Genomic DNA, 24466 nt, shown 5'->3' on the forward strand with positions numbered 1-24466 from the left:
CCTTCAAGGTAAAACGGGTTCGTACTCGGGCTTGGTTTTCGGCCGCCGAAGCAGCAGATAGGCGGCAGGCAAGACGAACATCGACAACAGCGGCGCGGTCAGCATGCCGCCAATCATCGGGGCGGCGATCCGGCTCATGACTTCGGAACCGGCCCCTGATCCGAACAATATGGGCAGCAGGCCCGCTAGGATGACGGCTACCGTCATCGCCTTGGGTCGGACCCGCAAAAGCGCCCCTTCGCGCACGGCAGTTTCCACCTGATCGGCGTCGGGAGCCCCGCCCCGTTCCTCAAGCGCATTCTTGAGGTAGATCAGCATCACCACGCCGAATTCGGCGGAGACGCCTGCCAAGGCGATGAACCCGACGCCGGTCGCGACCGACTGGTTGAAACCTAGCAGATAGAGGATCCAGAAGCCGCCCGTCAGTGCGAACGGCAAAGTGCCCATGATCAGCGCGGCTTCATCGAACCGTCGGAAAATCAGGTAGAGCAGGACGAAGATGATCAACAGCGTTGCCGGCACGACCAATTTTAGCTTGTCGACTGCCCTCTGGAGATATTCGAACTGGCCAGAATAAGCGAGGCTGACGCCGGGCGAAAGCCTGACCTGTTTCGCCACCGCGCGTTGCAGGTCGCCGACTACCGAGGCGAGGTCGCGACCGCGCACATCAACATAGACCCAGGTCGAAGGCCGTGCGTTCTCGGTCTTGAGCATCGGCGGCCCCTCTGCGATCGATATATTCGCCACCGTGCCGAGCGTGATCTGTTGTCCCGACGGGGTCAGGACCGGCAAGGTGCGCAACCCTTCGAGGCTGTCGCGCAGCTCACGCGGATAGCGCACGCTGATCGGGTAGCGCGCAAGCCCCTCGACCGTTTCGCCGATCGTCTCGCCGCCGATCGCGCCTGAGACGATCGCCTGAACGTCGGCGACGTTCAACCCGAGCCGAGCGGCGGCGGCCCGGTCGATGTCGACATCGACATACCGTCCACCAGTCAGCCGTTCGGCGAGCGCCGAGCTGACGCCGGGTACGGTCTTGGCCACCGTCTCGACGTCATGCGCGATGCGATCGAGCTGGGCGAGATCGGCACCCGACACCTTGACCCCGATCGGGCTCTTGATGCCGGTGGCGAGCATGTCGATGCGATTCCTGATCGGCGGCACCCAGACATTGGCGAGGCCGGGGAGCTTAACCGTCCGGTCCAGCTCCTCGACCAGTTTTTCGGGAGTCATCCCCGATCGCCATTGGTCGCGGGGCTTGAACTGAATGGTGGTCTCGAACATTTCGAGCGGCGCCGGGTCGGTGGCGGTCTCGGCACGCCCGGCCTTGCCGAACACGCTCTCGACCTCGGGCACGGTCTTGATCAGCCGGTCGGTCTGCTGGAGCAGCTGCGAGGCCTTCGCCGCCGACAGTCCTGGCAGCGCCGAGGGCATGTAGAGCAGGTCGCCTTCGTCCATGTTCGGCATGAACTCACCGCCGAGGCGCGTGAGCGGCCAAGCCGTAGTTGCAAAGGCGAGCGCCGCGATCAGCAGCACCGTCTTCGGCTTTCGCATCGTCCAGTCGAGCGCGGGTCGATAGATATTGGACAGCCAGCGATTGACCGGGTTTGATTGCTCAGGCGGGATTTTCCCCCGGATCAGCAAACCCATCAGCACCGGCACTAGGGTCACCGACAGGATCGCCGCCGACGCCATCGCGTAGGTCTTGGTGAAGGCGAGCGGCGCAAACAGTCGGCCTTCCTGTCCTTCGAGCGTGAACACGGGGATGAAGGAGAGCGTGATGATCAGCAGGCTGAAGAACAGCGCCGGGCCAACCTCGGCGGCGGCTTCGGTGATCACGATCCAGCGCATTTCGCCCTCGAGATGCTTGTCCGGGTGATCCTGCTCCCAGCGCTCGATCTTCTTGTGAGCGTTCTCGATCATCACCACGGCAGCATCGACCATCGCGCCGATCGCGATGGCGATGCCGCCCAGCGACATGATGTTGGCGTTCACCCCCTGGAACCGCATGACCACGAACGCCGCCAGCACGCCCAATGGCAGGGTCAGGATCGCGACCAGCGCCGATCGGACATGCCAGAGGAACAGGCCGCAGACGATCGCGACAACGATGAACTCCTCGATCAGCTTATGGGTGAGGTTCTCGACCGCACGATCGATGAGCTGCGAACGATCATAGACCGTCACCACCTCTGCCCCCGGCGGCAGGCTCTTCGTGAGATCGGCGAGCTTGTCCTTGACCGCCGCGATCGTTTCCCGGGCATTCTTGCCCGAGCGGAGGATGACGACGCCGCCGGCGACCTCGCCTTCGCCGTTCAACTCGGCGATGCCACGCCGCATCTCGGGGCCGATCTGGATCGTGGCGACGTCGCCTAGCCGTACCGGCACGCCGCCGGCTGCTGTCTTCAACGGGATCGCCCGGAAATCGTCGAGCGTCTTCAGATAGCCCGAGGCGCGGACCATATATTCGGCCTCGGCCATCTCCAGCACCGAGCCGCCCGCTTCTTGGTTGGCCTTCTGAATGGCATCGACCGCCTGTTGGTGGGTGATCCCGTAAGCGGCCAGTTTCACCGGATCGAGCAGCACCTGATACTGCTTCACCATACCGCCGATGCTGGCGACCTCGGCGACGCCGGGGACGGTCTTCAACTCGTAGCGCAGGAACCAGTCCTGCAATCCGCGAAGCTGGGACAGGTCGTGGCGACCGGTGCGGTCGACCAACACATATTCATAGACCCAGCCGACCCCGGTAGCGTCGGGACCGAGCGCGCTGCGGGCGCTGGCCGGCAAGCGCCCCTGCACCTGATTGAGATATTCGAGCACGCGGCTGCGCGCCCAATAGAGGTCGGTGCCGTCCTCGAAGATCACATAGACGAAGCTGTCGCCGAAGAAGGAATAGCCGCGCACGGTCTTGGCGCCGGGCACCGACAACATGGTCGTGGTGAGCGGATAGGTGACCTGATTCTCGACGATCTGCGGCGCCTGTCCCGGATAGCTGGTGCGGATGATGACCTGGGTGTCGGAGAGATCGGGCAGCGCGTCGATCGCTGTCGATCGCACCGCCCAGACGCCTACGCCGATGAGGGCCAGCACGCCGATCAGGACGAAGAAGCGGTTCCTGACCGACCAGCGGATGAGATGGGCGATCACTGGCCGGCTACCTTCGCCATGCGGCGCACGGTCGGCCCAGACGGTGGCTGATCGAACCCGAAACGGATACGATCGCCCGTCTTAAGGCCGCGCGCGATCTTCGGGTCGGGAAGCTGGAAGGTCATTGTCATCGCCGGCCAGCCGATGGCGGGCACCGGCTCATGGCTGAGCGTCACCGAAGTGGCGGTGATCTGTTCGATCTTGCCGATGGTCTCGTAAAGTACGCCCATAGCCGCGGACTTCGCGGCGGCGGTTGGCGAGGCAGCTCCGATCGGCCGCGCTTCGACACCGGACAAACTTGCCTCGGAGTCGATCAGGAACTGGCCCGAGGCGACGATCTTCTCGCCTTCGCTGAGGCCCGCCAATATCTCGGTGTCGCCGCCGGATTCGCGCCCGGTCTGTACCTCGGCGGGGCGGTAGCGCCCCTTGTCGAGCGCGAGCATCACCAACGTCCGCTTGCCCGTGCGGATCAGCGCCTCGGACGGCACCAGCAATGCCGGTTGCGTACTGCCGCCGAACGACACGGTCGCGAACATGCCGGGCCTGAGCCGCCCGCCGCGATTGGGCAGCTCGATCCGAACCGTGAGCGTCCGGCTGTCGACCTGAGTCGTGGGCAGGATCGCCGAGACACGGCCCGACAAGGTTTCGCCGGGGAAAGCGGCAAGCGTGGCCTGCACACTTTGTCCGGGTTTGAGCGGGCCTGCGATCGCTTCGGGCACAGCGGCATTGAGCCAGACGGTGCCGAGGCCATTGATCTCCGCGAGCGTCTGTCCCGCCGTCATGGTCATGCCGGCGCGCACGTCCAACGTCTTGATGACCCCGCCGGTGGGTGTGGAGATCGTGACGACATTATGCGGCCGTCCCGCTCGCTCGACCGAGGCGATCGTGCCCGACGACATGCCGAGCAGCGTGAGCCGCTGGCGCGCCGCCTGAGTCAGCGTCGCGTTGCCGGTGCGCCGGACCGCAAGGAATTCAGCCTGAGCGCCGCCCCATTCCGGCACCAGTAGGTCGGCAAGAGGTGCCCCTGCCCCGATGATGTCGCCAGGTGCGCGCGCATAGACACGCTGGACGAAGCCTCCAGTGCGTGCCTGTACGACTGCGATATCACGCTGATTGAAATCAATCGTCCCCGTCGCGGTCACACTACTCGCCAAAGCGCCGCGTCGGACCAGGACGGTGCGCAGCCCGAGCGTCTGAGACGCGGAAGGATCAACTGAAATCCCCGGCGCCGCTGAGCCCGCCCCCGCACCATCTGCATAGCGGGGGATCGTCTGCATCCCCATCGACGAGAGGCCAGGACCGTCATGATGTTCGGCCGGGATCATCGGGTCGTACCAATAGAGAATCTTGCGCGCGGCAGGCTTCGCGCTCGCCCCATCGTGCGAACCTTCCCAATGTTGGGCCACAGTGAAACCGATCCCGCCAGCAGCGAGCACAAGAAGAGCAGCGGCACCAAGAAGCCGACTGCGGGTAATTGTAACTTGGCTCATCGCGGTGCGCTCCCGTAGGTAAAGTTTAATCCGGCCCCGTCCGCAGCGACCTTGGCTTCGCGATCAAGGGTAGTCAGCGCCGCATCGGCGAGAGCTGCATAAGCGTCCGCGACGTCAACCAGACTGGCGCGGCCCGCACCATAACTTGCTGTTTCCAACTTCACGCGCTGCTCGGCGAGCGGTTGCAGCGTGCCCTGTGCGCGCATCCACTGCTCATGATGCATGACGTGGTCAGCGAGATCGGCGTCGAGGTCGGCGGCGAGCGTGCGCCGCGCGGCCTCGCGTTCGGCCAAGACCCGCCCGGCACTGGCTTGGGCCGCCGCGATCCCGGCATTTTGGCGGTTGCGCGTGAAGAACGGCAGGCTGACCGTCACGCCGGCCGAGACATAGTCGCCGAAACGAGGGTCGCGGCGTTGATAGGCCAGGTTGACACCGAAGTCAGAGCGCCGGCCGGCGTCGGCCACACGCACATCGGCATCCGCCTGGCCGGCCTGGGCATCGATCATCTCGATGGTGGGATGGTGATCAAGGCCGGCACGCAACTTGGCCGCATCGACCGGGAATTCCGGGATTGATCCAGCGATCTCAGGCGCGGGATCGCCTGTCCAGCGGGTCAGCGTAGCGCGTGCCCGCGCCACGTTTGACACCAGCTCACTCCGGCGATCGCGCATCGTCGCGACCGCCTGCTGTCCGGCAAGCGTCTGTGCTGGCCTAGCGTTACCCGACGCGACCGCGCCAGGCGTCGTTCCCACCACATGCTCTAGGCGGGTTAGAAGTTCATCAAGCGCCATAAGCCTGCGTTCGGCGTAGGCGAGATTGATCCAGGCAAGCGCGGTGCTCACCTCGACGGTGCGCGCCTCGACCGCGGTATCGGCCTCGGCCACCTTGATGTCGCTATCGGCGCGCGCCTGCTGGGCATGGCGCTTGGCGAGGTTGGGAATGTCCTGGGACACGCCGACCCGCGCCATGGTGAAATCGTCGCGATTTGGCTCGAACGCGAGCGGTCCCGAGATGGGGAAGCTCTCGACGCTTACGCCGAGCGTCGGATCAGGCAGCGCTCCGGCCGCACCGCGCGCGGAACGCGCGGCATCGGCGCCGAGCGCCTTGGCCTTGATCGACGGGGCTTCCTGTCGGGCGCGCTGGAGGGCAGCTTCGAAGGTGAGCGGACCGGCGAATGCAATGCCGGGAATCGCCGCAAGAAGCGGCGCGCAAAAAAACAATCGCATGGGAAACTCCTGATCGGAGGGTCAGGCCGACATCGCGTAATACGACGGGCATGTCAGTGGCGGCGGAATGGGGGCATCCCGCCGCCACTGCTGGCCTAGCCGTCTATGCGACCTGTAGCGGCCAGAACCTGTGCCTAGCCGGCCGAAGGGGTCGACGAAGGCTGTGCCATGCTGTGCATCTGCTTCATGCAATCAGCAGCCGCCGTGCTGCTCATCTTCATCATGTCGCAGTCGCAAGCCGCCACTTGCGTGGCATCAGGCACCCAGACGCGCCGCTGGGCCGGTCCCGTGGCGCGCGGACCGTATTGCGGAACCGACTTCCACTCATAGTGGCCAGACTGTTGGCTGTGGTCGGGCTGGCTGGCGAATGCGGCGACAGGTGCGGCAAGGGCTACGCCGAGCAAGGCATAGAAAACACGGTTTTTCATGACTGTAATCCTTTGGCAAAACATCGTGGTAGCCGCAGGTCGACAGGATGTTTGGGTGCGCGATAGGCGCAACGATCCTGTCAGCCAGACGGCCGGGTTCGATCAGCCAAGGAGAGTCGGTGGTTCCGGTTCTGGAGTAAGATTACTGCCGCGGAGGACAGTGGTGGTCGGCCAGAACGCCAGCGTCGGATTCGCCTCACGCGCCGCAAGCACCGGTGCGTCATTGCGCACAGCCATGGGAATAACGCAGCCCATCGCGGCGATGCAGGCGAGGGTCATGCCCTTGCAGGGTTTCTGCGCAGGCTGTTGTTGCTGCGCCATCATCTTCATGCAGTCTTCGGACATCCCGGACATCGCCATTGGCGCGGACATCGCAGGCGGACCCGACGCAAAAGCAGCTTCCTGGCCGAGCAAACCGGTCAGAGCTCCCAGCAGGAGGAGAAGGTGCAGTACACGTTTCACAGCCGAAATTTCTTACGCCCGTCGGAACGAAAGAGCAATGACATGGTCACCCACCGTGCCGCGCGAATACGGTCTGGCCGGTTGGACCGAAAGCAATGACGTTATATGGTTGCGCCTTCTGGCCAGGAATTTCCATGCCAAGCGAACCAATGGGCATGCCGACCACGGCTAGTCCTCGTATGCCACGCGGGCGTTGCGCCAGCAGCCGTTTCATGTCGGCGATCGGAACATGACCCTCGAAGGCCAGGCCATCGACGACGGCGGTATGGCATGAGGACAAGCGAGGCGGCACGCCTTGGATGCGCTGAAAGGCGCTGCGTTGCCGATCATCGACGATGGCCACATGTCGGCCGAATTGTTGGCGGACCTGTGCGGCCCACTGCTCGCAGCACCCGCAGCCCGGATCGCGGTGCATGACAATCGGCACCGCCGCAGTGCTACCGACGGATAGGGTCGCGGCGAGCGCAGCAAGAGCGACTTTGAGTGTCATATAACCCTTCTGTGTTTCCCCCGCCCTTTGGCGGGGGAAAAGCTTTACTGCGCGCGCTTACGATGAGCACTCAACCAAGCCCTGAAGCTCGCCTACTTCTCGGGTCTGCTCGGTAATCGCCTTGTTCGCCATAGTCCGAACCCGAGCGTCCCTCGTGTCGCGCAAGACGATGCGTGACATCGCAATTGCGCCGCGATGATGCTCGATCATCTTGCGAACCCAGGTTTCCGTCGCATCACCGCCTATGGCGGACGTCATCTTCTGATGCATCTCCATCTCGGCCGGCGGATACGGGTTGGCTGGCGTGGGGTTCATCATCTGGCCCATGTCCATCTTGGAATGATCCATGCCCTGCATTTGCGCGAGCGCGGGCGTGGCCAACGTTCCGACGATCATGGCGGCGACTAATTTCTTCACAATTCTCTCCTCATCGCCCCGCATTGTTAATACGCGTGAGCGCGCCATTGCCCTCGCCAGGCCGTACAAATTTCCGAGAACGGGATTGCGAAACCTACTTGCGGGCCAGAATGGCCTTCATCTCATCAATCTCGCGCCGCTGGGATTCCTCGATGCCGCCGCACAGCCGGACGATCTCCGGATCTTTCAATGACGCTTCACGGCACATGAGGATTGCCCCGGAATGATGTGGAATCATCGAACGCAGGAATGCCGTATCGCCGATCGTCGTTTGCGTACGAATGAGCGCGAATGATCCGGCAAATATCGCAACCGAACCGATCAACAGGACCGCATTTGCGGTCTTCGACGGAAACATATGGCCCATGGCGAGGATCATCAGGACCACCATCGGCGCGACCATCATCAGCGTCATGTAGACCATGTTGAGGTTGTTGTAGAAGCTCCCCAGACTGTCGATCATGACGAACATCACCAAATACATGATGATCCCACCGACAAGGGTCTGCAGGGCGAGGCTCGCATACGCGTTTTTCATCATTAGTCGTCTCCTTTGGCCCCCGCCAAGTTACTCTCCACGACTCATTAACCCGTCCGGCGACGCTTTCGCGGCCAGCGGAAATACAAAAGAACCGATCCCGCGATCGCCAGCGCGAGCCCTCCACCGGCAAAACCGATGAGCCAGGGCGTGTTGAAATCCTCATGGTTTTTCCAATCCATGATGTGGAGACCCCAGAAGAAGTCATAGAGACGCCAAGTTCCGTTCCTGACGGCAACGATCCGACCGCTGTTTTGCGCGACATAGATGCGGGTCGCGGCGCGATCCGGGAAATCGACCCGCCATGCCGGCAGCGTCCCCTTATATTCAGTGCTCGCCGCCAAAACGGCGCGCACGCTCGGTGGCGGCGACGTCCCACGGTAGGCCTGCACCCCAACCGCGCGGGCCATAGCGGCGCTCAGAGGTGGAATGGATTGCGCTGTCTTGGCGTCGTGCAGTACCACAGTGCCATCAGCCAGCTCGACCTCGGCAACCTCGCGTCCGAGAAGCAATCGATATCGAACTTCACGCACGGGCTTGGCCGCCTCGCGCAACACGAGATCGAGCGGTGCACGCGGACGAGCTTTATCAAGCGTCGAGGGTGATAGCCGCTCCACGAGATGTTCACCGCGAACCCGGTCGATCGGCAGCACGCTCATGACCAGGCCGCTGGAAAACCACAGCAATAATTGCACACCGATGATCAGGGCGAGCCAGCGGTGGACGCGGCTAACCCCAAGGTGGACCCGAAGCCGGGTGCTTCTCAGAACCAGGTCCGCACGCCAATGACGAAGCTCGTCGCCTTGACGTCCTTCCCATCCGCCCGCGCATAGTCTGCGGTCTGTCCCAGCTTTCGATCGTACGAAACGCCGATATAGGGCGCGAACTCACGTCGGATTTCATAGCGCAGGCGCAACCCCAGCTCGGCGTTCGAGAGCCCTGATCCGATCCGGGTTTCGGGCACATCCTGGGCCGCAAGGTTCAGTTCGATACGGGGTTGAAGGATCAGGCGTTGCGTGATGCGCTGGTCATAATAGCCCTCGACCCGCCCCAGGACGTCACCCTTGTTCGACAAAAATAGGGCTGCTTCGATTTCGAACCAGTAAGGCGCGACCCCCTCGATGCCGATCGTTGCGTACGTGCGGGAGGGATTGGGTTTGATGTCATACCGGACGCCGGCCTGCACGTTCCAGTAGGGATCGAGCGCGCGGCTGTAGAGTGCCTGGACTTCGGCACTATCGACCCCTTCGCGAAGAGCCCCCTCGCCCTCGGTCTTGATCACAAGCCGATCGAGATCTTTGCCGAACCACGCCTCGCCATCCCAACGATAGCCGTCGCGGCCATTTCGGACCTGATATTCGGCCAGGTTGAACAGGATCATCGAGAATGAGCTGCCGCCATGTTCGTTCTGCAGCATAGAGCGTGAATCGGCCATCGCGCCGTTCTGGTAGATCCGATCAGCATAATGATCGCTCGGCGGCAATGGCGCCGGCCCGTTGCCCGGTGCAAGGCTCGTGCCCCCCGCCCCATGAGCCGTCATCTGCCCGTCCATCGCCATCCCGGGCATCGACGGCATGTCATGCTCCATCGGCTGACCGCTTGCTCCCGCAGGCATATTCATGCCCGGCATAGCGTGACCCGTCGCAGCGCCTGCAGGCTCAGGCATAGCCATGCCAGGCATACTCGACATATCATGGCCGGCATGGGCATCGGCCGCCGGGGGCGTCTTGCTGGCCGGCATGTCCATTCCGGGCATATCGCCCATTCCCGACATATCTTGCGCAGCGGGCTTGGGTTTAGCAGCTGGTGCCCTACGCTTGGCGGGCGCGGATCTGGCAGCCGGCCTCGCGGCCGTTGTGCGCTTGGCCTGACTTGCCGGCCTGGCCGCTGGCTTTTTCTTCGCTGCCGGCTGTGCCGCTGGCATGTTCATGCCGGGCATATTTTGCATCGATTGCGCGCCGGCCGGTGCTGCAAGAGCAAGCGGCGCCGCGCTGATCAGGAGAAGGAGCAACTTCATGCTGCTTCTCCCCGAGGCCGGACAGAGACGACACGCATCATCCCGGCATGCATGTGATAGAGCATATGGCAGTGGAAGGCCCAGTCGCCGATCGCATCGGCGGTGACATCGAAGCTTACCTTGCCTCCGGGCGCGACATTAACCGTATGCTTGCGCGGCGAATACTCGCCGTGCCCTGTCACCAACTCGAAAAAATGCCCGTGGAGATGGATCGGGTGCGACATCATCGTGTCGTTCACCAGCGTGACACGCACACGTTCATTCTCGAGGAAGGGGATTGGCTCGCGTTTGTCGCTGAGCTTAACCCCGTCGAATGACCACATATAGCGTTCCATATTTCCGGTGAGGTGAATCTCCATCGCCCGGTCGGGTGCCCGCACGTCGGGATTGCGATCCACCGCCATGAGATCGCGGTAAACAAGGACACGGTGCCCCACATCTTCGAGGCCCTGCCCGGGCTCTCCCGTGCGGTCCATCGGCATCGGCGAAATTGTCTGCACGCCAGGTCCCATCTTGACCTGCGGGGCTTTGCTGGCGTCGCGCATATTCATGCCGCCCATTCCGCCCATCGCCATCCCGCCCATCGCGTCGCCGGCAGGCGGACCCATTCCAGGCATGTTCGCCATCGAACCGCCTGCCGGCTTGTCCATTGCCGGCATCGAGGCGCCGGATCCCATGTCCATTCCAGCTATACCGCCCGCGGCCGCCCCGGTTGCCGACATGTCGTGACCCATCGCTCCATGGTCCATGCCTTGCATGCCGCCCATGTCCATATCCCCCATGCCCATGTCTTTCATATTGGCGAGGGGACGTTTGCGAAGCGCAGGTACTTCGGCTGCCATGCCTTCGCGCGGAGCCAGGGTTGCGCGGGCCATGCCCGACCGGTCGACGGATTCGCCGACCAGCGTATAGGCGCGATCATCAGTGGGAGTGACGATGACATCATAGGTCTCGGCCACCGCGATCTGGAACTCATCAACCTCGACCGGCCTTACATTGAGACCGTCGGCCTGAACGACCGTAAGTTTGAGGCCGGGAATTCGGACATTGAATGTCGTCATCGCTGAGGCATTGACGAAACGCAGTCGAACCCGCTCGCCCGGCCGGAAAAGCGCGGTCCAATTGTCCTGGGGACCATGCCCATTTACAAGGTAGGTGTAGGTTGAACCGGTGACATCGGAGACGTCGGTGGGGTCCATCCGCATATTGCCCCAGTCCAGGCGTTCCTTGAGCGGTTGATCCTTCCCGGCCAGGAGCCCGGCAAGCGTCTGACGCTGGTAGTTGAAATAGCCCCCGCCGACCTGCTTGAGCTTCCGGAAAATGGCGTGCGGGTGCATCTGACTGTGGTCGGAAAGCACTATGACATGCTCGCGATCGGAGTGGATCGGGTCCTCGCCTTCCGGATCGATGACGATCGGCCCATAATGACCCATCTGCTCCTGCAACCCCGAATGGCTATGATACCAGTAGGTTCCGGCCTGAACGATGGGGAACTCATAGACGAAGGTCGACTTGGGCTTGATGCCGGGAAAGCTGATCCCGGGCACGCCATCAAACTGGAATGGTACGAGTAGGCCATGCCAGTGAATCGAGCTGTCTTCGTCGAGATCGTTGATTACCGACAGGCGCGCCGTCTGGCCCTGGCGCAACCGGATCAGGGGCGCGGGGACTGTACCGTTGATGCCAATGGCGTGGCTTGCCCGGCCGTCGATCATCATCATCTGATGAGCGATTTTGAGCGTGATATCGTTGCCGGTGACGGTCGGGAGCGGCTTCACGATCCCGGCCGAAACGGGCTGAGCCCATGCCGGCATCCAAGCCGACAGTGCCAGACCACCGCCGGTCAATGCGGCACCGCGGAAAAGGTCGCGGCGGTTCAATACCGGGGGCATAATATCTCCTTGTTCAACGTGCAGCACTCTGGGTCCGCAAAGACGCTCGAGCGCGATATCTCTCTCTCCTTACGCGCCAGCGTGGCGCACCCCTCATTCCTCGTCCAAGATTTCCGCGAGGCGCGCCCGGGCACGGTACAGGCGCGTTTCAACGGCCTTTCCACTAATTGAAAGCGCTGTGGCGGTTTCCGACTGACTTAGCCCTTCAACAGTACGGAGCAGCAGAACCTCTCGCAACGACGCGGGCAACGTGCTGATCGCGGCGGCCAATTGCTTAAGTTCCAATTTCGACGCAGTGCTTGCATGGGCCGAAGGTGCCTCGTCCGGCACCTGTTCGATTTCGTCGACGTACGTCGTTGAGCTGAACGTAAAGAGCTGCCGCACCTTCTGACGGCGACGCCAGTCACGGCACTTGTTGATCGCGATCCGCGACAACCATGCACGCAGCGGCCGGGCGCCATCATATTTCCGTAAATGGCCGAACGCCGAGACGAAACAGTCCTGGGTAAGGTCCAGCGAGTCTTCGGCATTGCCAATCATACCGCGAATCAGGCGGAATATAGCGGTTTGGTGTCGATGCATTATTTCCGCAAAGGCCGCTTGCCGACCCGCGAGCGTCAGCGTCGCAAGTTCACCGTCCGAGCACGCCTGAAGATCCAGACTCACCGTGCATCGTCGGTGAGCGCATGTACCACCGCCTGATCGAAGGTCTTGGCCTGATCAGGGCGCAAGATCTGGCGCATGGCGAAGATATGGCCAAGCGTTTCCTTCTGCAGCTCGCCCATCGCTTGATGCGACTGATCAACGGCCGCCGTGACACCCGGTCCGTTGCCATGTTCGGCTTCGATCGCGGCCGCGAGACGCGCGTTGTCCGCTCTCAGTTCGAGCTCCAGCGCGCGGCGGCGCACGGCAAAGCGTTGCTCAAGCAGTTCGATCTGAGCCTTCTGACGGTCGTCCAGGTCGAGCTTGCTATGCAACACGTCGTGGAGTTCGATACCGGCTGCCTTGGGCTGGGGGAAGAAGTGACGGCCGAGGAACACGCCCGCAACGGCTGCGACAAAGGCGACGATCGCAACCAGAATAAGCAATTTCGCCTTCATTGAGGGCCTACCAGCAGCGTAGAGGGGGCAAGCGGATTGGAGGGAGCGAACGGTGAAAGCGTAATCGATGCCTCAGCAGGCGGCGTGAATCCGTTGCTGGCGATACCGAGAAGCACCGCACCGAAAGCCGCGACCGCGCCGAGCCTGAGTTGAGAACCGGTCGAAACCTGGGGCAATGCGGCAATACGCCTGAACACGGCCTCTTCCAGACCGATCAGGCCCGGATGTTCCGGTTCATTGCGCAAGCGGGTCAAAAGCCCATCCAAGTCTGTCTTCATCGCGAAATCCCAATCTCTATCTGTTCAGCGCGCTGGCACGGGGCCGCTCCCTTCGCCGATCGCTCGATCGGCCTTTAGACATATCGCACCCGAGCGGTCGGTCTGGCTGAAGGATTACCTGTCGGCAGGCGGACACATTGTCACGGCATCATCTTTTTCATGCCAGGCATATCCTTCATCATCGCGTCATGGTCTTCGGGCGCACTGGCGATAGCCACCTGATATTGCGCCGGTGTCATCTTGGGCAGTTGCCGCACGAAAGCCACCATGTCCCAGATCAATTCGTCGCTATGCGTTTTACCCCAAGCCGGCATCGCGGTTAGCTTAATTCCGTGCTTGATGATCCAGAATTGTTCCTTTGCCGATCTTTGCGACTCCCGGAAAAGCTCTGGAGCCTTCGGATAAAGGCCTTGGCTGATTTCAGACTTTTCCAGACCCGGTGCGAGATGGCAGCCGCTGCACATCTCGGTGTAGAGTCCCGCACCGCTCTGCAGTCGTTTTACATCCATGAGGTTGGCCGGAACATTCACGTCGCGAGACCGGACGGCGATCGAACGATCACGTAGCTGCTCTATCAGCCAATAGACCGGTTTGGTGTGCGGCGCATCAGCCCCGATGTCATAGGCACCGACATACACAGCGATACCGGCAAGCGCGCTACCGATCAGCGCCGCGACCGCGATGAACGGGCCGCTCGGAAAATGCTTCCGAAGCCATGCCTTCCTTGAATCTTCCATCGCGTCCTCCCTAGCCGAAAAGCCCTTGGTCGATCGGTGATGTCGCACCCATCCATTTGGATCATACGCGCGGCGAGCTTTCATCCCTCATTCGCCGCGCAGGTCTGCGGCGCAAACCAGTTGGCACCCCGATATCGAAGAAATCTTGCCCGTCGGATGAGGGCTCACGATGCGCGGTGCGTAAATCGCTTTGTCGGCAGTATCGCCGCCCATGGAGAAATCGATGTTTCGTAAAACAGCTTTTGCCGTCGCCATGGCGGCGTCTGTCTTCGCCGCTACCGCCGTCCAGGCACACCCCAAGCTCAGTAGCGCAACGCCGGCAGCCAACGCCGTCATCGCCGCTCCGACCAGAATTCAGCTCGTATTTTCGGAAGCCCTTGTCGCGCAATTTTCCGGGATCGACCTCACGATGACGGAGATGCCCGGGATGAAGATGGGGCCGATGAAGATGAACGGTGTCAAGACGACCGTGGCCGCAGATGGCAAGACACTCATAGCCACGCTTGCCAAGCCATTGCCGGTTGGAACCTACAAGGTCGACTATCACGTCGTCTCAACCGACACCCATCGCATTCAGGGCAGCTATACCTTCAAGGTCCAGTAAGAGGGTGCCGGACATCATAACGATTTCGGTCAGGTTAGGGCTTTATCTCGATCTTATGCTGCTTTTCGGGTTGCCGATGTTCGGCCTTTATACGTTACGCGGGACCGAGCGAGCATCCGGCTCGGTCCTGCGCTTTCGTTCGGTCCTGGCGACGATCGCACTTGCCGGCATCGGATTATCGATCTTGGGCATGATTGCCTTGGCGGCCTCGATGGGCGGTGTGGCGATCGATCAAGTTGACCGCGCCACTGTCAATCTTTTGATATCGGGCACCGCGATCGGCACCGTCTGGCAAGTTCGGGTGGCAGCACTCTCACTGGTCCTGTACTTTTCCATTGTCGGGTGGCGACGTCCCGCATTCGCCCTCTGGTCGGTTTCAGTGACGGCAGCGATCGCTCTCGCGACTTTGGCCTGGACGGGTCACGGCGCGGCCGATGAAGGAATGCGGGGATGGATCCATCTTGGCGCCGACATCACCCATCTGTTGGCCGCAGGCATATGGATTGGAGCACTATCTGCCCTGTGCCTGCTCATTTTTCGCTCAGCGGCCCGCATGGGGATGGATCATATCCACCTGTCTCACCGGGCGCTGGATGGCTTCGCGAAGGTAGGATCGATCGTTGTTGGTCTGCTCATCCTGTCAGGCTTCATCAACAGTTGGATCTTGGTCGGACCGTCCAATCTGGGATCGCTTTTTACGAGCCTCTACGGTGTGTTGCTGGCAGCGAAACTGGTGCTGTTTGGCGTAATGCTGTTCCTGGCCGCCGCTAACCGCTTCTTCCTCACCCCTGCCCTCGCGACTGCGATCGAAACCGGGGACATATCGTCGGCGATAGGGTCACTTCGCCGCAGTCTCATTGTCGAAAGTGGCTGTGCGCTCACAATTCTCGCGCTTGTTGCATGGCTGGGATTATTGGCGCCCCCTGCCTCGGGGATGTAGCATCGGCCTTACAGCAAAGCACGCGATATGGCCTTGATTGCTTTCAGGCCCGAACCGAACCGGGAAATCGCTTCTCTGTGGCGCTCGAGCTCGCCATAGGGAAGATAGGCAATCTTAAGATCTGCGATACGGCTGAATGCGGGCCGCGCGAGCTGTGCTCGCACTTCGCTCTCCCGCGCATCGGGCGCCACAAGGAACAGTCCGGCTGTGGCGTGCAGTTCGCTCCCGCTCAAGGCAAGGTCGAGCATCCGGACGATCCCCGAATAAATCGACGTCGAATGCTCGACTTCGAAGGCCGCTGCGACACGGTCGCCGCCTCGCTCGAGCCAAAGCACATCGATAAGGCGGATGGCATCTGCGCCGGTCGATGTTGAAATTGAAGCTGGCAGGCTCTCAAGACACCCGTCCCCCAAGCGCACGCCATCGTGAAGTCGCCCCCGATCGTTGGATGCTATCCAGATATCGTAGCCCAACGCACGGCCCATATCGCGGAGCCACGCCTGGATTTCCGAATGGGTTCGATCGCTCTCCCCCTGTTTCTGAAGGGCCTTGTTGAGCGTTTGCGCTTCGGCCCTGGCCTGTTCGAGACGTGCCGCCCACGATCCTACCGTCTGGTCTTCCTCATCACACGGCGGGGCTGGATAGCGTCCCGAACCGATGTCGAACAGCAGGCCACCAATGGCACCAAGATCGTTGGACAGCAAATCGCGGAACCGCTCATTCAGGTCGAGAACGCCCGACCGCATCGCGAGAAAATGCTGCCAGCTACCCAGCTTCACCTTTCCGCCCGTCAACTTGTTATAGCCGCTAACGATCGCGGTGTTGAACGGGGGCACCAACGTGGGATGCAGGAAATAGAGGAGATTGGCGACCGCAGGCCCGAGCCCCTTGATGTTCAAACGATCAATGGTGTGGATACCAGCGATAATTTCTTCAGCGGTGTCACAGCAGGCACAATGATCGAGCAGCCGGCCAAAAGCGCGCTGGTTCGCCGGGTTTTCGTAGATGTCAGGGATGCGCAATTTTGGCTTCCAGAGAAACGCATGATCCGCGCCTTTGAATATCTGCCGTTGTTCGGCGACCGAATGAACGACCGTTTCAAGCGACGATCCGCGATAGGCGACGCCGAACCTCCCTGCTTCGATTTCAGCGACCACCTGGGCGAGACCCCGTCGGATCGAGCGGAAATTCTTGATGCGCTCGTCCCAGAGAAACCAGCTCTGATAGGTAGCGTTCGGGTCTTCCTTCCATCGCTGGATCAGTTGCCGCGCCAGCAATTCAAAGTCTGCCAAACCCTGCTCCCCGCTTTGCCCCAATCTCCTCCAACGCTAGCACTCCATTTCGCGGACCACCAGATTTTGCGGGAGCCGCCCGGCCTAATAAAAGGCCTGCGATCATCGTATGTCATCCGGAATATGCATCAACAGGTCGCGGGTATAGTCGATCAGGATATCGCCAACTGTCGCCCCGTAGATGGCAAGAAACAGGATGAACGCTAGAAGCTTCGGGACAAAGCTTACCGTCTGCTCGTTGATCGATGTCGCGGCCTGGACCATTGAAATAACGAGCCCAACCACCAGCATCAAAATGAGCGGAGGCCCGGCGATGAGCATGATGACCCAGAGTGCCTGGCCCATCGAAACCGAAAAAGGACTGTAGGTCTCCAATTCGCCTCCCCCGGTGACGGGGTCGCGGCGCCAGGACGTGCGCCTAGCGATCCTTGCGGGGCGAGTGGCGTGGAGCGCGATCTTTGCTACCGATCCGTCTTCTCCACGCCCACTCGCCCCCGCGCCACGCTGCGACCCGTGGGCACCTCATTTGTCCATCCTGTCAGTTGATGGGCTACATCTGAACTACGCATCGGCGGCTCGTACCCCTCGCGGCCACCTGCATTTTCTTCAGGGAAGCGCCTGCTTTCGAGGGCAGGTGCCGCGTGCCGCGTAATAGCAATGACGATCAACGTCAGCGGAAGGCATGCATGTACGACTGCGTTATCATAGGCGGCGGCCCTGCAGGCCTAACGGCCGCCACCTATCTGGGCCGGTTTCTGCGTTGCACGCTAATCATCGATGCGGGCGATGGCCGCGCGTCCTCCATCCCGGCAACGCACAACCTGATCGGATTCCCAGATGGCATATCGGGCAGCGACCTGCTGTCGCGGATGCGCCAGCATGCAACGCGGTACGGCGCGAAGCTCTCCAATGGTTTAGCCAATGGGATTGTACTGGCCCGGACGGGATTTCTGGTCACCACGGGTATCGAGGCCGTCAAGACCCGCACGATATTGCTTGCCCAAGGTGTGAAAAATTATCGACCGCGAATAGCGCAGGAAACGCATGATCGAGGCGTCGCCCGAGGATTGATACGCTATTGCCCGATTTGCGACGGCTATGAGGTCCGCGGCAAGCGAGTGGCCGTGTTGGGCTGCTCCGACCATGGTGCGGCCGAAGCTCTCTTCGTTCGCCACTACAGCGACACCGTGACCTTGCTCGCGCAAGACAGTTCGCAATTGTCGGTAGCCGAGGCGGCAGATCTGGCTCGAGGCGGTATTGCCGTCGAACGGGCCCCGGTTCGAGATTTTTCGATTGATGGAGAATTCCTTCTCGCCCATTTAGCCGATGGCCGATCGCTCCAATTCGACACCCTATATGTTGCTCTTGGAACCTCCGCCCACTCGGAACTGGCGCGGATGGCCGGTGCCGAATTGGCCCCGTCAGGGTGCATCGTCGTCGATGAGCATCAGCAAACGACGATCAGCGGTATGTTTGCCGCCGGCGACATGGTCGAAGGCCTGGACCAAATCGCAGTAGCGGCGGGTCAGGCGGCCAAGGCGGCGACTGCCATTCACAATCGATTGTCTGGATGACCCGGGAGACGGGGGGCGCGCATGCAAAAAATATGAGAAGCGGGGGTTGACCCTGACATGATGTCAGGCCCCAGATTGTCTTTCGTCGAAAAGGAGACGAGCCGTGACTGATCCGATTCCTGAGAGCAAATCTGGTGCGCATAGCTGCTGCGCGGGCAAGCACGGTGCCACCACAGGCTCGAAGACGGCCAAGGATCCGGTGTGCGGCATGACGGTCGATCCGGCTGTCACCTCTCATCATGTCTCGCATGGGGGAAGGGAATATTATTTTTGTAGTGCGGGATGCCGGGCCAAGTTCGCCGCCGACCCCGAGCGCTATTTGTCCGGCAGTAATGAGAGCGCTGCGGCGGCTCAACCCGGCGCCATCTGGACCTGCCCCATGCACCCGCAGATCCGTCAGGATCATCCCGGCCCATGCCCGATCTGCGGCATGGCCCTCGAGCCCGAGGTTGTAACCGCAGACACCGGGCCAAGCGCTGAACTGCTCGATATGTCTCGCAGGTTTTGGATCGCTTTGGCGCTTACGGTGCCCATCTTCGTGCTGGAAATGGGCGGACACCTGTTCCCGGCGCTGCACGGCCTCATTTCCGAGCGCATATCGGGCTGGCTCCAGTTCGCTTTGGCAACCCCGGTCGTGATCTGGGCGGGCTGGCCATTTTTCGAGCGCGGTTGGGCCTCTGTCCGGACGCGCAACCTCAACATGTTCACCTTGATCGCGATGGGGACGGGCGTGGCCTGGGCTTATAGCGTGGTGGCGACACTCGCCCCGGGCATATTTCCTGCAGCATTTCGGATGATGGACGGCACGGTCGCGATCTATTTCGAGGCGGCTGCCGTGATCACCGTCCTTGTGCTCCTGGGCCAGGTTCTTGAGTTGCGCGCTCGCGAGCGTACCTCGGGCGCGATTAAGGCTCTCCTCAATCTCGCTCCCAAGACCGCGCGCAGGATTATGGCGGACGGGAATGACGAAGAAGTCGCGATCGACCTGATCGCTGTCGGCGACCGACTCCGGGTCCGCCCCGGCGAAAAAGTACCCGTAGATGCCATCGTCGAGGAGGGGCGCTCGTCCATCGATGAGTCGATGGTGACGGGCGAATCCATGCCGGTGACAAAAACCGTGGCCGCCAATGTCGTTGCTGGAACGGTAAACCAGACGGGATCGCTCATCGTGCGCGCCGACAAGGTCGGCCGCGATACAATGCTGGCGCGGATCGTTCAAATGGTCGCCGATGCACAGCGATCGCGCGCTCCTATCCAGCGAATGGCTGACAAGGTCGCTGGCTGGTTCGTACCCGCCGTGCTCGGCATCGCTCTGCTCTCCTTCGCGAGTTGGGCAATCTGGGGTCCAGAGCCGCGATTGGCACACGGCCTCGTTGCGGCGGTTGCGGTATTGATTATTGCTTGCCCCTGCGCGTTGGGGCTCGCGACCCCAATGTCGATCATGGTCGGTATCGGGCGCGGCGCTGGGCTTGGCGTCCTGATCAAGAATGCCGAGGCGCTCGAGCGAATGGAGAAGGTCGATACGATCGTCGTCGACAAGACCGGCACCCTGACCGAGGGTCGCCCTTCTGTGACCGCCATCGTGGCGGTGGACGGCTTTTCGGAGGATGATATTCTTCGGTTGGCCGCTGCCGTCGAACGGGCATCCGAACATCCCTTGGCGCTTGCGATCGTCGCGGCGGCCAAGCTCCGCCAGCTCGACATTCCTGAAGTTTCGGATTTCGACTCGCCCACGGGCAAAGGCGCTGTCGGCACCGTCGGTGGCAAGCGCATATTCTTGGGTGCTGGAGCTTATCTAAACGAGAATGGCATCGATGTATCGACAGCAGCCACGCAGGCAGATGACATGCGGGCGGACGGCGCCACTGCAATCTTCGCGGCGGTCGATGGCCGCGTCGCAGGAATTCTCGCAATTGCAGATCCTATCAAGGCAACAACTGCTGAAGCGCTGGCGGCGCTGCGAAAGGAAGGCATCAGCGTCGTCATGCTGACCGGCGACAATCGAACGACAGCTCAAGCAGTGGCTCGTAAACTGGGTATCGACGCGGTTGAAGCCGAAGTTCTCCCGGATCAAAAAAGCGCAGTCGTTCTGCGCTTGCAGCGCGAAGGCCGCGTGGTTGCAATGGCGGGCGATGGAGTGAACGATGCGCCAGCGCTCGCGGCGGCCGACGTCGGCATCGCAATGGGTTCGGGAACGGACGTCGCCATCGAAAGCGCAGGCGTGACGCTGCTCAAAGGCGATCTCAATGGGATATTGCGCGCACGACGGCTGAGCGAGGCGACGATGGCCAATATCCGCCAGAACCTCTTCTTTGCCTTCATCTACAATGCCGCAGGCGTCCCGATCGCCGCAGGTTTGCTCTACCCGGTGTTTGGCATTCTTCTGTCGCCCATTATCGCCGCAGCAGCGATGGCCCTCTCGTCCGTCAGCGTCGTCACCAATGCGCTGCGCCTTAACCGGGTGGCACTGTGAACATCGGTGGCGCATCTGCAGTGAGTGGCGTCTCGCAGCGGATGATCCGGCACTATGAGAAGATCGGACTTATCCCACCGCCACCGCGGCGCGATGGCGGCTATCGGGACTATTCGGACCCGGACGTGCATGTACTGCGTTTCATCGCCAATGCCCGCGACCTTGGTTTTCCGATCGAAGAAATCCGGGTGCTACTTGGTCTCTGGTCCGATCGTGGTCGCGCAAGCGCGGAGGTTAAGGCGCTGGCCGAATCGCGGGCCGCAGACCTCGGCCGGAAGGCGGATGCGCTTAACGCAATGCGCGATGCATTGCTGGACCTGGCTAAAGCTTGCCACGGCAATGAGCGGCCCGAATGTCCGATACTCGCCCGTCTGGCATCCCGAGCTGATCTCACAAACCAGTAGATCGCTGTGAGCGCAGCATGCCCACTCACTCGTGCAGCGCGCATCCTGCCAACTTCGCGGGTCACCGTGCTGACGCGCGGCCACGCGGAACAGCTTGTCGATCGCTATTCCGAGCGCAGGTCCGCGGCTGCCAAGTGCGACGCCGGAAACGACCTGGCATCACAATCGATTGCCTGACCGGATCGGACAACCTCAGGATTCACGGCGCTTCCGATGCGCAAAGCGTCTCCAGCAAGGGACAGCTCACAGTGTCGTCCGCCTCGCAGGCTTCAACGGTGTCGCCGAGCACTTGCTCCATGCGGCGGAGGTCGGCAATTTTCACGCGGACATCCCGTAGATGCTCGCTCGCCAGATCACGCACCTGCGCACACGAGGCAGCGCCACCGTCGGCAAGCGCCAGCAGCGCCCGCACCGAGTCGATTGGGAAACCCAGTTCGCGCGCACGTCGCACGAACGACAGGCGCCGCACATCCGACGGTCCATAGGCGCGATATCGACCACGACGCAGCGGCACCGGAAGCAGGCCGATGCGCTCATAATAGCGGATCGTCTCGATGTTGCAGCCCGTGCGCTGCGAAAGTTCGCCAATCGGGATGGTGGTGCGCGATACCGTCATCATCAAAATACTGCTTGAGTCTGTAGTCGCTACAGACGCTAGGACAAGATCGAACAGCTCTCAAGGAGTCGCCATGTCTGAACCTTCTCCCAGCCCCCCTTCGCCGAAGGGATTGGGAACCGCGTCTCTCACTCTCGGCGGGATCGCAGCCGGTTTCGGCGTCGCAGCGTGCTGCGCCCTGCCGATGCTGCTGGCTTCCGTTGGCATCGGATCGGCATGGCTCGCCGGAATCGCTATGACCGCGCTCCCCTATCGGGCGCCGCTGCTCGGGATAGGCGCCTTATGCCTGGTTGCAGGCGCCGTACTTCTCGTACGTCAGCAAGCCGTCGCTGCCCGCTGCGCACCGGGCGGCCCATGCACCTCTCTCGCCACGCGCCTCATCACGCTTACCGGCCTGCTGATCGGTGCCGCGCTGCTCTGGCTGGGCTATGCCTATGTCTGACATCACCCCGGAACTAAGGTCGACGATCACTTGTCCAGAGTGCGGCACGGTGAAGACCGAGCAGATGCCAACGAACGCCTGCCAGTTTTTCTATGATTGTTCGGGCTGCAACGCCGTGCTCCGGCCCAAACCCGGCGATTGTTGCGTATTCTGTTCGTATGGAACCGTTCCTTGTCCACCGATCCAGATCGAAGGCAAGGGAGCAGGCTGTTGCAGCTAGTTTCCGGTGGTCGGGGACGGCCCGCCGCAGGAAATACTATCGCCGGAAGGGCTTGCACGCCATTACACGGTCATTGGCCATTATGGCTCCCATGAGGATCTGGCCTTCGTGCTGCCATGGCGTGCCATTCCATGAACGAAGTAAGCTTCGATCTGCTGGCGGATTTGGCGGCCGACCCTGCCAATGGCTGGAGCATCGGCAAACTTGCCTCCATCCTGCGCGAGCTTGAGCTTCTCGATGCGGATGGTGTGATGACGGAGGTGTTGCGCGCGCAGCCGCGCCGCGTCTTGCTTTCGCCTGCTGGTCGTGTCGAGGTCTATCACCCAATCCCGACCGCTGACGGCAAGTCCCCCATCGGCCCACATACCCATCTTGTCGCCAAGCTCGTCGTGAAAGACCGACCGCATTCCTCCAACGTCTCGATCCCGGAGGCGATGCAATCGGCTCTCAGCCTCCATCCGCGATCGTCGTGGCGAAACGCTTTGGGTGACTCACTACCCTGCGCATTGATCCCTGACAGAAACTGTTAGGCCCCTGAGTAACGAAATTGCCCGACCGATCTTTGGCCTCAACCACTTTATAGGCGGTAGGCGATTGCCTCCGCGCTTTATCGTGTAACGGCTCGGTTAGGAAATAGCGGGGAACGCCAAGGGCGCTGCCCTTTCGTTCCCGAACAAAAATAGGCCGCCCGTGTAATCCGCTAATCCCGGTGCCCGTCCCCCTGCGGGTGCCGACCAGGCTAACCGGCTCGCCCGCGCCGGCGGTCGATTTTTGCTCCCCCTCCCCAACCCGTTCCTCGCCGGAACGGCAGGGCCGTGAGGCCGTGGCCTTTCGGCCTGCTGACTAGGAGGATCACATCATGTCCATGGAATTGACCGATGCGGAGAAGACCGATCGCGTTCGGCTGCTCAACGATATGGCGCGCCAGAACCCCGGCGTAGCGTGCCGGGCCAACATGACTATCGGCTTTGCTGCGCTGGAGGATCATGATCGTCATGCCGCCATGCAGGTAATGTTGGCTTTCGACCATTTTCACGAAGGCAATGATCCGCATGGGGAGCATGATTTCGGAGCAATCTATCGGCTCCGTTCGGGAGATTGGGTGCAAGCTCGGCCAGCGGACGAGAAATCCATCAGCGAGACGGCGTTCTGGAAAATCGACTGTTATGACAAGCAGTTGGAGTTCGGGAGCGAGGCCCCTTGGGATAGCGATCAAACGACACGGGTGCTGACCATCATGCTGGCCGAAGAATATTGATCGGACGCCGCCTCGCTGTGCGAGGCGGCGGATCGCAACGCCGGGAGCGCAGCGATTCATTGTCTTTTCGCTCCATTCTGGACTATGTTGGTGGCGATGAAATACACCATGATGCAGTTCGATATTGAAGCCGTTCGGGCGCAGGTCCGCGCCATGGATTATGTCCGAGGCACTCCCGATGAGGTCGAGCAATGGCGGCAGGATGACGCGGACTCCCGCGCCAATCTCGCCATCGAGGACATGGCTCTTGCTCCGAACGAGGCAGAGCTTTTCGATATGCTGCTGGAGGAGGCGGTTCCGCCCGCTCTCGTGTCCAAGATCGTCCAGGGCCTTGTGCAGAATGGCCCTGCCGAACCGCCCGCTTAACGTCAGTGGGCACCGACCAAGACCCTTATCTGTATCCTGGCACGGCCACGCTCAG

At 61.6% G+C, this 24466-nt stretch carries 28 protein-coding genes; 10 read left to right on the forward strand and 18 right to left on the reverse strand.

Annotated features, from left to right (window positions below):
- Positions 1-3: 3 nt before the first annotated feature.
- From WG907_RS17700 to WG907_RS17770, 15 genes are all read right to left on the reverse strand, one after another.
- Positions 4-3147 carry an efflux RND transporter permease subunit gene (locus tag WG907_RS17700; RefSeq protein WP_340234891.1) on the reverse strand — a complete coding sequence of 1048 codons (3144 nt, stop codon included), beginning with the start codon at positions 3145-3147 and terminating at the stop codon, positions 4-6.
- The gene (locus WG907_RS17705) at positions 3144-4637 is read right to left on the reverse strand and encodes an efflux RND transporter periplasmic adaptor subunit (protein ID WP_340234893.1); all 1494 of its coding nucleotides are present in this window, start codon (positions 4635-4637) and stop codon (positions 3144-3146) included. The genes WG907_RS17700 and WG907_RS17705 overlap by 4 nt, the downstream gene beginning before the upstream one ends.
- A complete protein-coding gene (locus tag WG907_RS17710) occupies positions 4634-5863 on the reverse strand; it encodes a TolC family protein (protein WP_340234895.1) in 1230 nt (409 codons plus the stop codon). The genes WG907_RS17705 and WG907_RS17710 overlap by 4 nt, the downstream gene beginning before the upstream one ends.
- A 134-nt stretch (positions 5864-5997) precedes the next feature.
- Positions 5998-6291, reverse strand: coding sequence for a hypothetical protein (locus tag WG907_RS17715; RefSeq protein ID WP_340234897.1), 294 nt, complete (start codon positions 6289-6291; stop codon positions 5998-6000).
- A 102-nt stretch (positions 6292-6393) separates the two neighbouring features.
- The gene (locus WG907_RS17720; RefSeq protein WP_340234898.1) at positions 6394-6753 is read right to left on the reverse strand and encodes a hypothetical protein; all 360 of its coding nucleotides are present in this window, start codon (positions 6751-6753) and stop codon (positions 6394-6396) included.
- Between the two features lie 46 nt (positions 6754-6799).
- The gene (locus WG907_RS17725; RefSeq protein ID WP_340234899.1) at positions 6800-7243 is read right to left on the reverse strand and encodes a DUF411 domain-containing protein; all 444 of its coding nucleotides are present in this window, start codon (positions 7241-7243) and stop codon (positions 6800-6802) included.
- Positions 7244-7300: 57 nt separating this feature from the next.
- Entirely contained in the window at positions 7301-7660 is a 360-nt protein-coding gene (locus WG907_RS17730; protein WP_445326841.1) for a DUF305 domain-containing protein, read from the reverse strand.
- A 94-nt stretch (positions 7661-7754) separates the two neighbouring features.
- Positions 7755-8201 carry a DUF305 domain-containing protein gene (locus WG907_RS17735; RefSeq protein WP_340234900.1) on the reverse strand — a complete coding sequence of 149 codons (447 nt, stop codon included), beginning with the start codon at positions 8199-8201 and terminating at the stop codon, positions 7755-7757.
- A gap of 44 nt (positions 8202-8245) precedes the next feature.
- A complete protein-coding gene (locus tag WG907_RS17740; protein WP_340234950.1) occupies positions 8246-8971 on the reverse strand; it encodes a PepSY domain-containing protein in 726 nt (241 codons plus the stop codon).
- Positions 8962-10215 (reverse strand): copper resistance protein B, encoded by a 1254-nt coding sequence (locus WG907_RS17745; protein ID WP_340234901.1) that lies wholly within the window; start codon positions 10213-10215, stop codon positions 8962-8964. The genes WG907_RS17740 and WG907_RS17745 overlap by 10 nt, the downstream gene beginning before the upstream one ends.
- Entirely contained in the window at positions 10212-12107 is a 1896-nt protein-coding gene (locus WG907_RS17750; RefSeq protein WP_340234903.1) for a copper resistance system multicopper oxidase, read from the reverse strand. The genes WG907_RS17745 and WG907_RS17750 overlap by 4 nt, the downstream gene beginning before the upstream one ends.
- A 93-nt stretch (positions 12108-12200) precedes the next feature.
- Complete coding sequence (locus WG907_RS17755; RefSeq protein ID WP_340234904.1) at positions 12201-12773, reverse strand: RNA polymerase sigma factor; 573 nt, start codon at positions 12771-12773, stop codon at positions 12201-12203.
- On the reverse strand, positions 12770-13207 hold the full coding sequence (locus tag WG907_RS17760) for a periplasmic heavy metal sensor (RefSeq protein WP_340234905.1): 438 nt from the start codon (positions 13205-13207) through the stop codon (positions 12770-12772). Before WG907_RS17760 ends, WG907_RS17755 begins: the two co-directional genes overlap by 4 nt.
- Positions 13204-13485 (reverse strand): hypothetical protein, encoded by a 282-nt coding sequence (locus WG907_RS17765; protein WP_340234907.1) that lies wholly within the window; start codon positions 13483-13485, stop codon positions 13204-13206. The genes WG907_RS17760 and WG907_RS17765 overlap by 4 nt, the downstream gene beginning before the upstream one ends.
- Before the next feature lie 140 nt (positions 13486-13625).
- Positions 13626-14222, reverse strand: coding sequence for a c-type cytochrome (locus WG907_RS17770; RefSeq protein WP_340234909.1), 597 nt, complete (start codon positions 14220-14222; stop codon positions 13626-13628).
- A 211-nt stretch (positions 14223-14433) separates the two neighbouring features.
- Between WG907_RS17770 and copC the strand changes: the two genes are divergently transcribed.
- Both copC and copD read left to right on the forward strand, forming a co-directional pair.
- Complete coding sequence (gene copC / locus WG907_RS17775; protein ID WP_340234911.1) at positions 14434-14826, forward strand: copper homeostasis periplasmic binding protein CopC; 393 nt, start codon at positions 14434-14436, stop codon at positions 14824-14826.
- Positions 14827-14830: 4 nt separating this feature from the next.
- Complete coding sequence (copD, locus tag WG907_RS17780; RefSeq protein ID WP_340234913.1) at positions 14831-15766, forward strand: copper homeostasis membrane protein CopD; 936 nt, start codon at positions 14831-14833, stop codon at positions 15764-15766.
- 8 nt (positions 15767-15774) lie between these two features.
- On the opposite strand, the gene WG907_RS17785 is transcribed toward copD, so the two are convergent.
- Positions 15775-17058, reverse strand: a complete 1284-nt coding sequence (locus WG907_RS17785; RefSeq protein ID WP_340234915.1) for a type II restriction enzyme NmeDI-related protein — start codon at positions 17056-17058, stop codon at positions 15775-15777.
- Between the two features lie 102 nt (positions 17059-17160).
- Positions 17161-17403, reverse strand: a complete 243-nt coding sequence (locus WG907_RS17790; RefSeq protein ID WP_340234917.1) for a flagellar biosynthetic protein FliQ — start codon at positions 17401-17403, stop codon at positions 17161-17163.
- Between the two features lie 341 nt (positions 17404-17744).
- Here WG907_RS17790 and WG907_RS17795 point away from each other — a divergent pair, with 341 nt between their 5' ends.
- The 3 genes from WG907_RS17795 to cueR all read left to right on the forward strand — a co-directional run bounded on the left by WG907_RS17795 (position 17745) and on the right by cueR (position 21509).
- Entirely contained in the window at positions 17745-18632 is an 888-nt protein-coding gene (locus WG907_RS17795; protein WP_124811430.1) for an NAD(P)/FAD-dependent oxidoreductase, read from the forward strand.
- A gap of 208 nt (positions 18633-18840) precedes the next feature.
- Positions 18841-21105, forward strand: a complete 2265-nt coding sequence (locus WG907_RS17800; RefSeq protein WP_255420468.1) for a heavy metal translocating P-type ATPase — start codon at positions 18841-18843, stop codon at positions 21103-21105.
- Positions 21102-21509, forward strand: a complete 408-nt coding sequence (cueR, locus tag WG907_RS17805; RefSeq protein WP_124811432.1) for a Cu(I)-responsive transcriptional regulator — start codon at positions 21102-21104, stop codon at positions 21507-21509. Before WG907_RS17800 ends, cueR begins: the two co-directional genes overlap by 4 nt.
- A 199-nt stretch (positions 21510-21708) precedes the next feature.
- Here the strand turns inward: cueR and WG907_RS17810 are convergent, their stop codons facing one another.
- Positions 21709-22125 carry a MerR family transcriptional regulator gene (locus WG907_RS17810; protein WP_124811439.1) on the reverse strand — a complete coding sequence of 139 codons (417 nt, stop codon included), beginning with the start codon at positions 22123-22125 and terminating at the stop codon, positions 21709-21711.
- A gap of 73 nt (positions 22126-22198) precedes the next feature.
- On the opposite strand from WG907_RS17810, the gene WG907_RS17815 reads away from it, so the two are divergent.
- The 5 genes from WG907_RS17815 to WG907_RS17835 all read left to right on the forward strand — a co-directional run bounded on the left by WG907_RS17815 (position 22199) and on the right by WG907_RS17835 (position 24411).
- On the forward strand, positions 22199-22567 hold the full coding sequence (locus tag WG907_RS17815; RefSeq protein WP_124811433.1) for a mercuric reductase: 369 nt from the start codon (positions 22199-22201) through the stop codon (positions 22565-22567).
- Complete coding sequence (locus WG907_RS17820) at positions 22560-22787, forward strand: GDCCVxC domain-containing (seleno)protein (protein WP_124811434.1); 228 nt, start codon at positions 22560-22562, stop codon at positions 22785-22787. The genes WG907_RS17815 and WG907_RS17820 overlap by 8 nt, the downstream gene beginning before the upstream one ends.
- Before the next feature lie 131 nt (positions 22788-22918).
- The gene (locus WG907_RS17825; RefSeq protein ID WP_124811435.1) at positions 22919-23317 is read left to right on the forward strand and encodes a DUF6925 family protein; all 399 of its coding nucleotides are present in this window, start codon (positions 22919-22921) and stop codon (positions 23315-23317) included.
- Positions 23318-23646: 329 nt separating this feature from the next.
- Positions 23647-24045 (forward strand): DUF3768 domain-containing protein, encoded by a 399-nt coding sequence (locus tag WG907_RS17830; protein WP_223806894.1) that lies wholly within the window; start codon positions 23647-23649, stop codon positions 24043-24045.
- Between the two features lie 108 nt (positions 24046-24153).
- Positions 24154-24411, forward strand: coding sequence for a hypothetical protein (locus tag WG907_RS17835; RefSeq protein ID WP_124811436.1), 258 nt, complete (start codon positions 24154-24156; stop codon positions 24409-24411).
- Positions 24412-24466: the final 55 nt, after the last annotated feature.

This window comes from Sphingobium fluminis (assembly GCF_037723805.1).
Lineage (GTDB): Bacteria > Pseudomonadota > Alphaproteobacteria > Sphingomonadales > Sphingomonadaceae > Sphingobium.